Origin of the sequence: Jutongia hominis, assembly GCF_014384965.1 — a bacterium.
GTDB lineage: Bacteria > Bacillota > Clostridia > Lachnospirales > Lachnospiraceae > Butyribacter > Butyribacter hominis.
The window spans coordinates 179091-193981 of sequence record NZ_JACRSW010000032.1 but is presented as its reverse complement, the minus strand read 5'-3'; the positions used below and the strand labels follow the sequence as shown (position 1 = coordinate 193981).

Genomic DNA, 14891 nt, shown 5'->3' with positions numbered 1-14891 from the left:
TTTGGCAGAGTGATCCATTTTCATGGCAGTTGAAATGAAAATACAATTGCCCTTTTGAGAGATGATACATTCTTTTTTCGGCACTTGCAACGGAATAATACATATGTTATAATAACATTTGTTTAAAAAAGAAAATTCTTCAGGGCGGGGTGTGATTCCCCACTGGCGGTACAGTCCGCGAACCGAGATGATCGGCTGAACCGGTGAAACTCCGGTACCAACAGTATAGTCTGGATGAAAGAAGATTTTTGTTCATTTTATTGTATGATTTTATAAAACGAACAGGCTCTGAGTAGAATTCTCAGAGTCTTTTTTGTTTATGAAAACATGCTCGCACAGTAGTGGATTTTTCCGTGAATGGTTAGATGTTCATGAAATGAAAAATGCCGGCTTTGCATATTGTTTTCAGAAATTCAAATACAAAAAGAACGTTCCAAAGGATTTTCTGTATACAGAAAGGAAGAGGAAAAATGGCAACAGTAGGAAAGACAATGAAAACCGTTCATGTAACAAAAAAAATCAATCACACATCAGGAAAAGGGAATGTAAAACGCCTGACAACAACAGCAATGTTATCTGCAATTGCAGTTATTCTGATGTATATGGAGATTCCTGTACCGTTTATGCCGGGCTTTATCAAGTTAGATATTTCAGATCTGCCGGCTTTGTTTGGAACATTTGTATATGGTCCGTTTTGTGGTGTGACAATTTGTCTGGTAAAGAATGTATTACATTCTTTCGCAACAAATACCGTATTTGTCGGTGAGATCTCTAATTTCATTTTGGGATGTGCTTTTGTTGTTCCGGCAGGTATGATCTATCAAAAGATGAAGAATAAAAAAGGTGCGATCATTGCATCTTTGACCGGATCCGTTGCAATGGCATTATTAAGTATTGTATCGAATTATTTTTTTGTATATCCGATCTATTATAACTTTATGTCAAAAGATTTGATCTTGCAGGCATATCAGGCAATCTTTCCGGGTGTAAAGAATATTTTACAGGCATTGGTGGTATTTAATGTACCGTTTACTTTATTAAAAGGGCTGATCTGTGTGGTATTGGCATGGATCCTGTATGTGCCTCTTGCTCCGATTCTTCGAACCGGCGAAGAGTAGGATGCTTCGAACCGGCGAAGAGCAGGATACTTGACAAAAAGAAAAGCCGGTGCTAGAATGCATCATATAAAAAGTGCAATAGATAAGCGCAGACATTTTTGTTTGCGCTTTGATTATACAAAGCTGTTAGCACTCGTGAAGATGAAGTGCTAACAAAAATAGAGTTGACTGCTATGGTATGTATTCTCGTTTTTTTTTTCAGAAAATTCCGAGAGTACATTGGTAAGAAAGGGAGGTTCCTATGTTAGTAATACCGGTATATGATACATTGATCCTATCGAATATCCAGATCAATGTACAGGAGGAAGTTTTTTCGGAACAGGAAATTGAAAATATAAAAGAGGAAGATGAATTTATTATCGTACCGATCAAAACACAGAAATCACGCAGTACATTAGCAGCAGAAGATTTTTATGATGTAGGTATTTTGGCTACTGCCAGCACATTTACTAATAATGAAGGTACACAGCTTTTTGCAGTGGATACAAAAGAACGTGTTAAGATCACGGCACTTACTTTTTCAGAAGGCAGAGTGGATGCCGGTTATGAGGTGCTTCAGGATATACCTGATATCAGCGAGAAAGAAGAAAAAGATTATTTTGACGCATTTAAACATTATGCGGAAGAAGTGATCAAAGGATATCCGGGTGCTCCGATGCTTCGAGGACTGATACGTCGCTGGAAGAGTCTGAATGAAGCAGCCACTAATATGGGATCTTATCTGGATATTGATTCCAAAGAGCGTTTTACAATCTTATCGTCAGATTCTTTAAAAGAACGTTATGAGCTGATCTTAGAGGGGATTAAGCGTCTGGTAGGAAGTAGCAGCGTTAAGCGTGACATAGAAGATAAAATGTCAAAGGAGCAGGAAGATTCCTATAAAGTCATGGCGATTAAAAAGCAGTTAAAATATTTAGAAAAAGAATTGCAGGGCTTAGAAGGTGATTCATCTTCGGATGAAGAAAAGTTTGAACAAAAGATTGCACAGTCCGATATGCCGCAGGAAGCAAAAAAAGAAGCGAACCGTGTCTTAAAAAGAATGAAAATGGAAGGCGGTCATGGTAGTGAATATGGAACTTTGTACGACTATCTGGACTTTATGACATCTTTATCATGGAAAGCATCCAAACAGGAAAACGTCGATATTGCGAAAGCAAGAAAAATCTTAGACCGTGATCATTTTGGATTGGAAAAAGTAAAAGAGCGTATTTTAGAGCAGATTGCCGTCAATTCCCTGAAAGGAAAGCAGGCAGGTTCTATTCTGCTTTTTGTCGGTGCTCCCGGTACCGGCAAGACCAGCATGGGACAAAGTATTGCTCATGCACTGGGACGTGAATATGTGCGGATCAGCTTAGGCGGTGTTCATGATGAAGCAGAGATCAGAGGACATCGAAGAACGTATGTCGGAGCAATGCCCGGCAGAATTATGGAAGGAATCAAGCGTTCCGGTGTCAGTAATCCGGTAGTCGTATTAGACGAGATTGATAAGTTAGCCAAAGATTATCGTTCGGATCCATCCAGTGCATTGCTTGAAGTGCTTGATCCGGAACAGAATCATACTTTTATGGATCATTATCTGAATGTACCATATGATCTGTCTCAGGTTTTTTTCTTATGCACAGCTAATACGTTAGATGGAATTCCACGTCCGTTGCTTGACCGTATGGAAGTAATCTCTTTGTCCGGCTATACACCAATGGAAAAATACCATATCGGGCGGAAATATCTGCTTCCGAAAGCAATCGAGGATGCTGGCTTACAAAAGGGACAAGTGACGATCACGCAGGGAGCATTAAAAAAGATCATTGCCAATTATACGATGGAAGCAGGTGTGCGTGGCTTAAAGAAGCAGTTAGATAAGATCTGCCGCTATAGTGCAATACAAATATTAGAAAAAGAATCAGAAAAGATTTCAATCAAAGAAAAAGATCTGCAGGAAATCCTTGGAAACAAAAAAGCAAGTCATGATGAAGCATTAAAGAAGCAGATACCGGGTGTGGCCACCGGTCTTGCATGGACACAGGTAGGTGGTGAGATCCTGTTTATCGAAAGTGTACAGACAGAGGGCAGTGGAAAGATTCAGATCACAGGACAATTAGGCGATGTGATGAAAGAGTCTGCAGAAATTGCTTATACACTTGTAAAATCACACTTTGCCGATAGTGGTTTTGCGTTTGACAAAAAGGATGTGCACATTCATGTACCGGAGGGCGCTACGCCAAAGGATGGTCCGTCTGCCGGTGTGACACTCTTTACGGCATTGGCTTCGCTGGTTCTTAAAAAGCCGGTTAAGAAAAAATTAGCAATGACCGGAGAAGTATCGCTTCGTGGTGAGGTACTTCCGATCGGAGGTCTTCCTGAAAAGCTGATGGCAGCACAAAGAGCCGGTATTACAACGGTTCTGATTCCGAAAAAGAATGAAGAAGATTTAAAGGAAGTACCGGAAGAAATCACAGGTAAATTATCGATCATTCCGGTTGAAACAATCGCACAAGTTGCAAAAGAGAGCATGGGAGTTGTGATGAAATAATAAAAAAGTCAGAGTGCTTCATAACGGATACAATATCTTATTCACAGCAGATTAGTGAAAGGGGTTTCCGTTAGAATGCATTCTGACTTTTTATTTATGCTGATTTAATACAGACATACTATCTGCTTAATTCTATATAATTATTTTATATGCTGTTTGGATGCATCTGCGTTATCATTTATTAAGAAAGAAAATCATCATTTTCTTCCGGTGGGGTTAATGGTTCGAATTTTCTGGCAGAGTGTGGTGCATGCTGCTTTCTTTTGGTGTTGGCAAGTGCTTCCTCGCAGAAATATTCCTGAGCAGACAGAGGTTCTTTTCCACGACGTGCTACACGCTTGTAGGTACCATCTGCTTGCATCTCTCTTGCTTTTTTATTATCACGAAGCAGGATATCCATTATGTGTATCACTTCTTCTTTTAAAGAAACATCTTCTACAGGGAAAAGGATCTCCACACGTTTATCTAAGTTTCGAGGCATCCAGTCAGCGCTTCCCATGTAAACCTCTTCAAATCCGTTATTATGGAAATAAAAGATACGGCTATGCTCTAAGAAATCGCCTACGATCGAACGGACCGTGATATTATCACTGATACCCGGTATGCCGGTCTTTAAGCAGCAGATACCACGGACTACTAAGTCGATCTTTACTCCGGCAGCAGAAGCTTCATAAAGGGCTGCAATGATACCTGCATCGCAAAGGGAATTCATTTTTGCCTGAATGAATGCTTTCTTCCCTGTTTTTGCAAAGTCACGTTCTCGTTTGATCAACTGGATAAAGCGATCGCGAAGCCAGATCGGAGCTACGATCAACTTGTTCCAGACAGCCGGTTCTGAATAACCGGAAAGCATATTAAAGACAGCAGTAGCGTCTTCACCGATCGCTTTTTGCTGTGTCAAAAGTCCCATGTCGGTATACAGCTTAGCGGTACTGTCATTGTAGTTACCGGTACCAAGATGAACGTAACGACGGATACCGTCTTCTTCTTTACGGACAACTAAAGTGATCTTACTATGTGTCTTTAAACCAACAAGGCCATAGATAACATGACAGCCTGCCTGCTCAAGCTTTCTTGCCCAGATGATATTATTTTCTTCGTCAAAACGTGCTTTTAATTCGACTAATACCGTAACCTGTTTGCCATTCTCGGCTGCCTGTGCCAAAGATGCGATGATCGGAGAGTGACTGCTGACACGATAAAGAGTCTGTTTGATCGCAAGTACATCGGGATCTTTTGCTGCCTGTCTGACAAAGTCAACGACAGGATCAAATGTTTCATATGGATGATGTAACAGAATATCATGTTCTTTGATCTGGTCAAAGATATGCTCATCACCATGAAGCCATTTTGCCGGCTGTGGTGTGTAAGGTTTGCTTCGTAAATGGTCGTATTCAGGAAGAGAAGAAAACTTCATAAGAAACGTCAGATCCAATGGTCCGTGAATCTTAAAGATATCGGATTCTTTGATATGAAGTTCTGTCTTTAATGTCTGTAAAAGTTTTTCATCAATATCGGCTTCTACTTCCAGACGGATCGCTTCGCCCCATTGTCTTTTCTTTAACTGCTTTTCAATTTCGATCAACAGATCGGCCGCATCATCTTCTTCAATCGTCAGGTCAGCATTTCTCATGACACGATATGGAAAAACCGAAAGAATTTCATAGTTCATAAAAAGTTTGTCAATGTTTTTCTCAATAATCTGTTCAAGCAGGATAAATGTTTTTTCCCCTTCCTTATTTGAGGGGATTTCTACATAACGTGGCAGAACAGATGGAACCTGAACTGTTGCAAAATCAATATCATCATTTTTTTTCTTTTTCTTTCCGTTATGTGACATATACAGATCACGGAATTTTTTCGGATTTTCCTCCGAAGTTTCATGTGTTGTTTTGAGCAATGCACCAATGTTTAATGATTTATTGCGGATCAATGGAAACGGACGTGACGAATCCACTGCCATTGGTGTCAGAACCGGATAGACCTCAGAACGGAAATACTGATCAACATATTGTTCCTGTTCTAAAGACAAGTCTTCATGATGGTCAATGATCGTGATATGTTCTTTTTTCAAAGCCGGAAGCAGCATTTTATTATAAGTATCATACTGGTCTTTGACTAAAGCATGCGTTTTTTCATTGATCGCTTCAAGCTGTTCGCCCGGTGTCATCCCGGCAATATCTTTCTTGGTATAGTTTACCTGAACCATGTCTTTTAAAGAGGCGACACGGATCATAAAAAATTCATCAAGATTGGAAGCTGTGATACTCAAAAATTTAAAACGATCCAGTAAAGGCAGTGTTTTGTCTTTCGCTTCTTCCAAAACACGATAGTTAAAAAGAATCCAGCTTAGTTCGCGGTTGTAAAAATATTGTGGTTTATTATATTTTGATTTTTCACTCATAATCGTCCTCATTTCTGCGTACAGATCCTGATACTGGCACGCACAGATTTGCAAAGTATGTTATGGTTGCCGGTTAAGAAGATTAAAACTTTTTCTTTTGCTTCAAGATAGGATGGATACCAAAGACTTCTTCAAAGAAAGAACCACAGGCACAAAAGGTTCCCTGTTCAAGTGCAATATCATATAAGGTATATCCTGTGACATACAACGTGTTATTACGATGTAATACCGTGATTTTTTTGAATTTCTGTCGGTGGCTTTTATCCATTGCATCTGCGAGTCGCAGGATTGCATTTAGTTTCACCATGGTAATATATTCTTCTTTTTCAAATGCATCGGTCATATTGACATAATGTGGTACATGACTGGTATAATACCGGATGATATTTGCAACCATCATACGCTGTTTGTGTGAAATTCCGATGATCTCTGTAGAAGTAACAATCTTGTAGGAATTTTCACCAACGTCATTCAGGTTGATAAAAGCACCACAGGTATGCAGGATTGATGCAATTTGTAGTAACAGCCGGTCCTGTTTGGTAAGATTGTTTTGTTTTTTGACTGCATCAAAGATTTTTAATGCAATATTTTCGATATAGCGTGTGTGTCTGGTCGCACAGTCATAGCGTTCTGCAATCTTACGGGAAGCGGATAAAATATCATCCGCAAAACTATGTGCCGGCAGAATCCTTGTTTTGCGTTCTGCAAAGTCTGCAGCCATACCGTCACAGATCGTAATATTGGAAAGCCACATCTGTTCTGCGTTTGTCTCTTCAAAAATATTATGATAGATCATAGCCGTTGGCAGCAAAAGAGAAGCTTTTTCTAAGCTGATATTAATCTCTTTGCTTAATGATTCGGGTGATTTAGCAGAAATGGATTGATAAAACGTTTCGTATTCTTCACGATTGACAGAATCGTTTTTGTTTCCTTTAGCATCAAACGGAGAAGTGTTTCCAAAGTTGTGTGTCGTTAAATATTTGATAAAAGAATCCAGCTGATTTCCTACTGCAATGATATTTTTAACTTTTACATTCTTTAAGAAGATCTTGTTAAAAGCATGAAGGTCATGCGCGATATATTCATAGATCAGATTGCGGTAGTTGTCGGTTGTATTCTTTAAATCTTCAAGATATTCATGGATACGCAGGGATCCTAGCAGAATATTTTGCGTGGAGATCAATGCATTTTGATCAAAAAGAGATAACTGAATACTTCCACCACCGACATCCACAAGAAGCGTTCCTTTCTGGATCAATTTGTGGAAGGTATTTTTACTAAAGGCGATTGCTTTATAGCAAAGATAACGTTGCTCGGAATTGCTTAATATCTTGATCTTAAAGCCGGTACGCTGTTTGATCTGGTCTAATACGATCAGATTGTTATCGGCTTCTCTTAAAGCACTTGTCGCAATGATCATATAATCTACAACCGCATATTCTTTCATTTTTTCTGAAAAGCCGTTTAAAATCGTACATAATTTTTCAATCGAGTGATAGCTGATATGCTGTGTCGAATATGTTTCATAGCCGAGTCTGGAAGTATGATGTACATGATCTAAAAGACGGATGCCATTCTTTTTGGAAATTTCATATATTTTGAGTGTTGTCTCATGTGATCCTATATCAATCGCTGCAAAAGTTGTATATGTCATAGTATTCCTCATTTCTTGTACTTTTTTATATTTATGATTTTACGTCATTTTGCATAAAAAAACCAGTCGATTTGTGCAAATAGATAGATATTTACCTGTATTTTACATAAAATATGATTCTATTATACATAGTTTGAAAAAAGGTTTTATATAAAATAGATATTGTATAAAATTCTTTCTATGTGTAAAATAAATATGTGCAAAGCTGGCACTTTGCTAAATAAAACACTTCTTTATGAACAATTGTCTATTCCGTAAAAGAGAATAGATCAAGATACCGATATATTGTTAGAAATGGTGGTAAGAGTTCATTTGTAAATTTGAATAGAATTCATGAAGTAATAACTCCAAAATCCAAGCATTGCATGCTTGTCGCACTTCGTGCTTGATGATTTTGTCGTTCATAAATTCTGCACAGAAAAGCAAGCTCTTCTGTGTTGCGAATTCATGAAGTAATAACTCCAAAATCCAAGCATTGCATGCTTGTCGCACTTCGTGCCTGATGATTTTGTCGTTCATAAATTCTGCACAGAAAAGCAAGCTCTTCTGTGTTGCGAATTTATGAAGTAATAACTCGTAAAAGTTTTCAAAGAAAAGAGGAAAAATATGGAGAAAAAAGATTGGACCGATGGTCTTTTTCGAATGATAGAGGAAAGTCCTGTTTCTTTTCAGACAGTAGACTATATGAAGAAAACACTTTTAGCAAATGGTTTCTTAGAATTAAAAGAAGGAGAAACATGGGAGATTAAGAAGAAGCAGAGTTATTTTGTGACAAGAAATGATTCTTCTATGATCTGCTTTCGGATACCGGATAAAAAGGCGGATGGCTTTCATCTGATCGCAAGCCATACCGATTCCCCTTCTTTTAAGATCAAGGCAAATCCTGAAATTACCGTTGAAAAAGCATATGTAAAATTAAATGTAGAAAAGTATGGCGGCATGATTATGTCAAGCTGGTTTGACCGTCCGTTATCGATCGCAGGGCGTGTCTTTTACGAAGAAGACGGAAAGATCGTATCCGAATTGTTGCATATAAAGAGGAATCTTTTAGTCATTCCAAACCTTGCAATCCATATGAATCGCGAGATCAATCAGGGATATAACTACAATCCACAGGTGGATCTGTTACCGATTTTGACACAGGAAGAGGATATGACTTTATATGATCTTATTGCAAAGGAGCTGGGTATCCAAAAAGAGCAGATTCTTTCGGATGAGCTTTTCTTATATGTCAGACAGAGTGGGACGATTCTTGGAGCAGGCAAAGAATGGATCCTGTCTCCTCGTCTTGACGACTTGCAATGTGCTTATGCAGCGTTACAGGGGATTTTAGGAGCCATGCCACAGGATAAGATCGCGCTTTGTGCATTTTTTGATAATGAAGAAGTCGGAAGCGGTACAAAGCAGGGAGCGGATTCTGACTTTTTAGAAGTTACGTTAGAACGGCTTTGTATGGCACTTGGACTGGATGCACAGGAGCGATATTGTATATATAGCAATAGTCTGCTGCTCTCAGCAGATAATGCACATGCACTTCATCCAAACCATCCGGAAAAATGTGATCTGACAAACCGCCCTAAGATGAATCGGGGAATTGTCTTAAAATATCATGGTGCACAGAAATATACAACAGATGGCTATTCGAGTGCTTTCTTTATCAAACTTTGTAAAGATAATAACATTCCTTACCAGACATTCTTAAATCGTTCCGATCTGGCAGGAGGCTCTACGCTTGGTAATATTTCAACAGCACATGTATCCATTCCATCGGTGGATATCGGTTTTGCACAGCTTGCCATGCATTCGGCTGTCGAGACAGCAGGAAGATGGGACTTAGATAGCGGAATTGAGTTGTTTACGCGTTTTTTTCAGATGTAAAGAGGTCTGTGTGATCGCATTGATGTATCTGATCAAAATAAATACAGGTGTATGAGGGTACTGTATTTTTATTTTTTGTGCCATCTTTTATTATTAAAAAAACGAACAAAAATTCGAATTGCGAGGTGTTTTTATTGGACACCTCTTTTTTTATAATACGATTAGATGAAATCGAAGGGGGAATGAAAAGTATTTTAAGGAAATGGAAGCAGTGTATCGGAAATCCGACCCAAAGAATTCGTTTTGAGAAGATACCGAGAGTACATACACTATAAAAAAGGGGGAAGATATTAATTTTGTAAAAAATGTTATTGGCAAACGGAAAGATACGAAGAAAAGTGTAGGAGGATTTTTATTATGAAAACGAGAAGATTTTTTTCTGTAGCGATTGTTATGTTATTATGCTCTTTATTATTGATGGAACCAATCAGTGCAAGTGCAGCAAGTTATGGTGAACAGAATGCAGCAAGGACAGCAAAGCTTTATCTGCTTTCTGGTGCATTTTCTAAAAAAGGACTCATCAAGCAGTTAAAGTTTGAAGGCTATACGGGCAAAGAAGCCAAATATGCTGTGAATCATTGTGGAGCGTCATGGAAAAAGCAGGCAGTCAAAGGTGCAAAAGCATATCTGCGTTCCGGTTCTTTTTCAAAAAAAGGACTGATCAAACAGCTTAAGTATGAAGGTTATACAAGCAAAGAAGCAGCATATGGAGTAAAAAAGTGTGGAGCAAACTGGAAAAAGCAGGCAGTTAAGAGTGCAAAGGCATATTTAAGAAGCAGTTCATTTTCAAGAAGTGGATTGCTGAATCAATTGATCTATGAAGGATATACGCGAAGCCAGGCACAATATGGAGTAAATAAAGCATATAAGTAAATTGTATAAAAAAATAAAGGAAGCGATGACCCCGCCCGGAATGGGGGCAGGGTATCGCTTCCTTTGGTGTGTCGGAAAATGCACCTACCCCCTGTGGAGTACATGGATTTTCCGATTGTTTTCAGAATAGTTGAACATACAGAAAATGTCAATATAGATGGTAAGATTTATTAAAATGGTCTAGAGAAAAAGATAGCAATTATGATATCATCAGGCAAGTTCTGCGATGCGACTGACACCAACGAAGATTTCAGAAATCTTATACCATGTTGGATAATCTACGACACCTGTCTGTGGCAGTTTAAACACTTTTTGGAAGACTTTGACCGCATCGGCAGTTTGTTCACCATAGATACCGTCTGCATTGATCTTTGGAATCAGCGGGTAAGCATTGGAGATTGTGTTAAGCTGTTCCTGCATCTGGCGCACCTTGCTTCCGGTACTTCCGATTGTCAGGTCAGCGCCGGGCCAGGATGCCGGAACACCGGATATTTCTTCGGAAGAATCAATATAAATATTGTCACCATAGAAGCTTTGCAAGATTTCTAAAGCATTATATCCATTGTCCCCTAATGTTTTTGATTCCCATTGCCGCATCCATTTTGGGCAGGAAACACGTTTGCCATCACAATATTGCGTAAAAAGCGGCTGCGTGACATTTGGACGGGCAATGTAATTGGCAAAGATCGTATCCACAGCAGCCGAAATATTATCAAAAATGTTACGCCCTGCCATCCATTTCTGGTCATATGCTGTAGAAGACGTGATCGTGAAATCTTTTCCTTTATTGCGATACCATTCGGTATAAACACGGTTTAATGTGATAGACTGAATAGCAAGGATATTGGCATACAACGTTTCCTGCGGCCATGTTGCGTAGATCTCGCTTGATGCTACATTTTTAATATAATCTTTGTATTTTACATAATAATTCTGTGCTCTGTTATCGGAAGGCGGTCCGTCATGTACAATTACATATTCGGGGGATGCTGTATGAAAGATATATAAGAATCTTTTTTATAGGATAAGGAAGATATAGGACAAGAAAGAGAATGATTCTGATTTTTGAAAAAATATATACAATGTTTCCGGGAAGAATAGATGCTATTTTGTATCAAAAAGAACAGGAGTAGATTTTAAAGAATGCTTCTGTTACAATAAAATATAAAAATGACTTTGAAATCCGGATATTGCTCATTTGGCAAAAATGGAGCTTAAAGATTTTATCATTTATAAATTCTGTATAGGAAAGCAGATGACTAAAACTGTTTTCATTTTAGTTGAAAGCGAGGAACATAACATTTTGAAAAAAGAGAAGAAAAAGAAAGAGATTGAAACAGAAAAGAAAACATCCAAAAAAAGAAGAAATCATACAATAGAATGGGAAAAACTGGATAATACAGCAAATCTTTTCCCGGCGATCGCAACGCAGAATATGACAAATGTATATCGTATTTCCGTTACTTTAAAAGAAGAAATACAGGGGGCGGTTTTGCAACTTGCATTAGATAAAGTATTAGAACGTTTTGATACATTTCGTGTTCGGATGCGAAAAGGTATCTTTTGGTATTATTTTGAAACAAATACAAAGCCTGCACCAACGGTATACCGGGAAAATGATTATCCATGCCGTTATATAGAGCCATATGAGAACAACAACTATCTGTTTCGCGTGACATATTATAAGAAGCGGATCAATCTGGAAGTTTTTCATGTGCTGGCAGATGGAATGGGTGGCATGAACTTTTTAAGAGAGATCACATACCAATATCTGCGTTTGATCCACAAAGAGATTTCCAATGACCGGGAAGAATATTTCTCGGATGATACTTCGTTGAACACAGAAGACAGTTATTTGAAAAACTTTAGAAAAAGCCATAAGAAAAGCTACCGGACGCAGAAGGCAATTCATCTGAAAGGGGAAAAGACCAGCGGAGGTGAGCTTTCTGTGATCCATGGGTTTATGGATCGCAATCAGATCAAAGAGGTTTGCAAAAAGTATGATGCAAGCGTGAATGAATATCTGACAGCCGTTTTTACTTATAGTATTTATATGGAGTATCTGCATGGACAGCCGGCAAAAAGACCGATCGTGATATGCATTCCTGTCAATCTGCGTCCTTATTTTGATTCGATGACGACAAGAAATTTTTTTGCAATGGTCAGTGCGTCCTTTTTGCCGGAACAGGAAAATATGACGTTAGATGAAGTGGTCAGAATTGTAAAAGAAAGCCTGCGAAGCCAGATCAACAAAGAGCATTTGGAAGAGATTTTTTCTTATAATGTATCGAACCAGAAAAATATCTTACTTCGTTCGGTGCCAATCTTTATCAAAGCGATCGCCATGCGATTAGTTTATATCTCATCGGCCCGCGCAAGCACATCAACAATCACAAATTTAGGAAAGATCGCAATTGATGAAAAATATCAAAAATATATTGCACATTTTACGGCGATGATCTCAAGATCAGCCGGTCAGATCATGAAAGGGGCTGTATGCAGTTATCAGGATGTGTTAAGCTTTACTTTTACCTCTGCATTAAAAGATCTGTCGGTTGAGCGGTGCTTTTTTAGGACACTGGCAAAAGACGGGATCAAAGTAGCGGTCGAGACCAATCTGGAGTAAGCAATAAAAATAAGAATGGAGAATAAAATGAATCATTGTAAAAGGTGTAATATTGATATTATAGATAATACAGAAGTCTGTCCTTTATGTGATCATGTGTTGACACAGGGGACAGAGAAAAACCAGAGAGTCTATCCGGATGTTTGGAATAAAACAAGAGGATGGAAAAGACTGGTGACAATCTTTAGCTATTTTTTGATTGTATTAGAGATCGCATGTTGTATCATTAATTATTATACATACCAGCATTCGCACTGGTCTGTGATCACAGGAATTTGCTTTGCTTATATTATTTTTACCATGTGCTATTCCTTTAATCGCAGAAATGGGCATATACGAAAGATCTTTGTACAGGCAGCAGGTGCGATTGTTCTTTTGCTGGCATTGGATTATGTGACAGGAGCAGGCGGATGGTCTGTAAGCTATGGTCTTCCCTGTATGGTTTTATTGCTGGATGGAATCTTAGTTGTTTGTATGCTTGCGAATTTCCAAAACTGGCAAAGTTATCTTTTAGTACAATTATTTGCATTGCTTGTCAGCATTGTTTTATTGGTTTTATTATTGACCGGTGTAACCAAAGGAATTGTACTGATATGGGTTGCATTTGGAATATCTGCATTGATCTTTTCATTTTGTTTTACGATTGGCTACCGGAAAGCCAAAAATGAATTGCGCAGACGATTCTTTATCTGACCGGCTTTGTCTGACCGAGTTTTTCGTACAATGAATCACTAATAATTGATCATGTACTCTTGGAATCTTTTGAACAAAGAATTTCGAGAGAAATTTTAGAGTTATGATACCGGAAATCCAGCCGAAAGGATTCGTTTCGAGAAGATATTGAGAGTGCATGATATAAAAATGGAGTAATATGGATAAAAAGAACAAAGAAATCAGTTTACAGGCTAAAATGCTTCGAAAATGTATTCAAATGGCAACGTCAGAACATTTGATCGGACCAAAGATCAAGGATGGTACATTGCGTAAAAAAGTCAAAGAACCACAATGGCATTGTCCCGAAGGATACTCTTTTTTGCGGATACAGGTAAAGAAGTGTTATGTGGAAATTCTGACACCGCCAAAAATACAGAGCAATATGGTCGTTTTACAAATGCATGGCGGCGGTTATATTGGCAGAATGAAAAATGCATACCGTAATTATGCAAAGGAATATGCAGATATGCGAAATGGCATGAAAGTATATAGTTTAGATTACCGTGTGGCACCAAGACATCCTTATCCGGCAGCGTTGCATGATGCGGTTGCTGTATATCATTTACTCGAAAGTCTTGGTTATGACAGCAGTCAGATCATTCTTGCAGGAGACTCCGCAGGTGGCGGCCTTTGTCTTGCTCTGTGTGCCTATTTGCGGGATCATGGAAAATCAGTGCCTGCTAATGCTGTTTTGATGTCACCTTGGACGGACTTGACAGCATCCGGCAGCTCTTATGAAGAAAATTACACAAAAGATCCGCTGTTTGGCAATACGAAAGAAAGCATGATCTATTCGGGAGAATATTATGCCGGTCATGATCCGCGTGATCCTTATATTTCACCGGTTTTTGACAGTTTCAAAGAGTTTCCGAGAATGCTTTTTCAGGTTGGCAGTATTGAGATGTTACTAAGTGATACGCTAGATGCCGTAGTAAAAGCAAAAGAAGCCGGTTGTAAAGTGGACTGTACGGTATATGATGGAATGTTTCATGAATTTCAAATGGCAAATCCGTTCCTGCCGGAAGCAAAGAAAGCATGGGAGGAAGTAAAGGAATTTATTGAAAGAATCAAAGAATAGTTCCAAGCGGTCGAGT

At 38.6% G+C, this 14891-nt stretch carries 9 protein-coding genes, 1 pseudogene and 1 riboswitch; of the genes and pseudogenes, 7 read left to right on the top strand and 3 right to left on the bottom strand.

Features of this window, described 5'->3' with window-relative positions; all coding sequences use genetic code 11:
* The first annotated feature begins 131 nt into the window (after window positions 1–131).
* Window positions 132–250: riboswitch (FMN riboswitch) on the top strand.
* A 220-nt stretch (window positions 251–470) separates the two neighbouring features.
* Both H8700_RS09770 and lon read left to right on the top strand, forming a co-directional pair.
* Window positions 471–1118 (top strand): ECF transporter S component, encoded by a 648-nt coding sequence (locus H8700_RS09770; protein WP_249305437.1) that lies wholly within the window; start codon window positions 471–473, stop codon window positions 1116–1118.
* A 241-nt stretch (window positions 1119–1359) separates the two neighbouring features.
* Window positions 1360–3648 carry an endopeptidase La gene (gene lon / locus H8700_RS09765; RefSeq protein WP_249305435.1) on the top strand — a complete coding sequence of 763 codons (2289 nt, stop codon included), beginning with the start codon at window positions 1360–1362 and terminating at the stop codon, window positions 3646–3648.
* Window positions 3649–3829: 181 nt separating this feature from the next.
* Here lon and H8700_RS09760 read toward each other — a convergent pair whose 3' ends face one another.
* Both H8700_RS09760 and H8700_RS09755 read right to left on the bottom strand, forming a co-directional pair.
* Complete coding sequence (locus H8700_RS09760; RefSeq protein WP_249305433.1) at window positions 3830–6052, bottom strand: RNA degradosome polyphosphate kinase; 2223 nt, start codon at window positions 6050–6052, stop codon at window positions 3830–3832.
* An 82-nt stretch (window positions 6053–6134) separates the two neighbouring features.
* Window positions 6135–7706, bottom strand: a complete 1572-nt coding sequence (locus H8700_RS09755; RefSeq protein WP_249305430.1) for a Ppx/GppA phosphatase family protein — start codon at window positions 7704–7706, stop codon at window positions 6135–6137.
* A gap of 606 nt (window positions 7707–8312) precedes the next feature.
* On the opposite strand from H8700_RS09755, the gene H8700_RS09750 reads away from it, so the two are divergent.
* Together H8700_RS09750 and H8700_RS09745 are read left to right on the top strand one after the other, a co-directional pair.
* Window positions 8313–9584 (top strand): M18 family aminopeptidase, encoded by a 1272-nt coding sequence (locus tag H8700_RS09750; protein ID WP_249305428.1) that lies wholly within the window; start codon window positions 8313–8315, stop codon window positions 9582–9584.
* A gap of 357 nt (window positions 9585–9941) precedes the next feature.
* Window positions 9942–10457, top strand: coding sequence for an Ltp family lipoprotein (locus H8700_RS09745; RefSeq protein WP_249305427.1), 516 nt, complete (start codon window positions 9942–9944; stop codon window positions 10455–10457).
* A gap of 210 nt (window positions 10458–10667) precedes the next feature.
* Here H8700_RS09745 and H8700_RS09740 read toward each other — a convergent pair.
* Window positions 10668–11441, bottom strand: a pseudogene (locus tag H8700_RS09740) (peptidoglycan-binding domain-containing protein); the annotation flags it as partial.
* 271 nt (window positions 11442–11712) lie between these two features.
* Between H8700_RS09740 and H8700_RS09735 the strand changes: the two are divergent.
* The 3 genes from H8700_RS09735 (at window position 11713) to H8700_RS09725 (ending at window position 14875) form a co-directional block, all read left to right on the top strand.
* Window positions 11713–13083: a condensation domain-containing protein gene (locus H8700_RS09735; protein WP_249305425.1), complete on the top strand. Its 1371-nt coding sequence runs from the start codon at window positions 11713–11715 to the stop codon at window positions 13081–13083.
* 27 nt (window positions 13084–13110) lie between these two features.
* Window positions 13111–13776 (top strand): DUF6320 domain-containing protein, encoded by a 666-nt coding sequence (locus H8700_RS09730; protein WP_249305423.1) that lies wholly within the window; start codon window positions 13111–13113, stop codon window positions 13774–13776.
* 178 nt (window positions 13777–13954) lie between these two features.
* Window positions 13955–14875, top strand: a complete 921-nt coding sequence (locus tag H8700_RS09725; protein ID WP_249305421.1) for an alpha/beta hydrolase — start codon at window positions 13955–13957, stop codon at window positions 14873–14875.
* Window positions 14876–14891 lie beyond the last annotated feature (16 nt).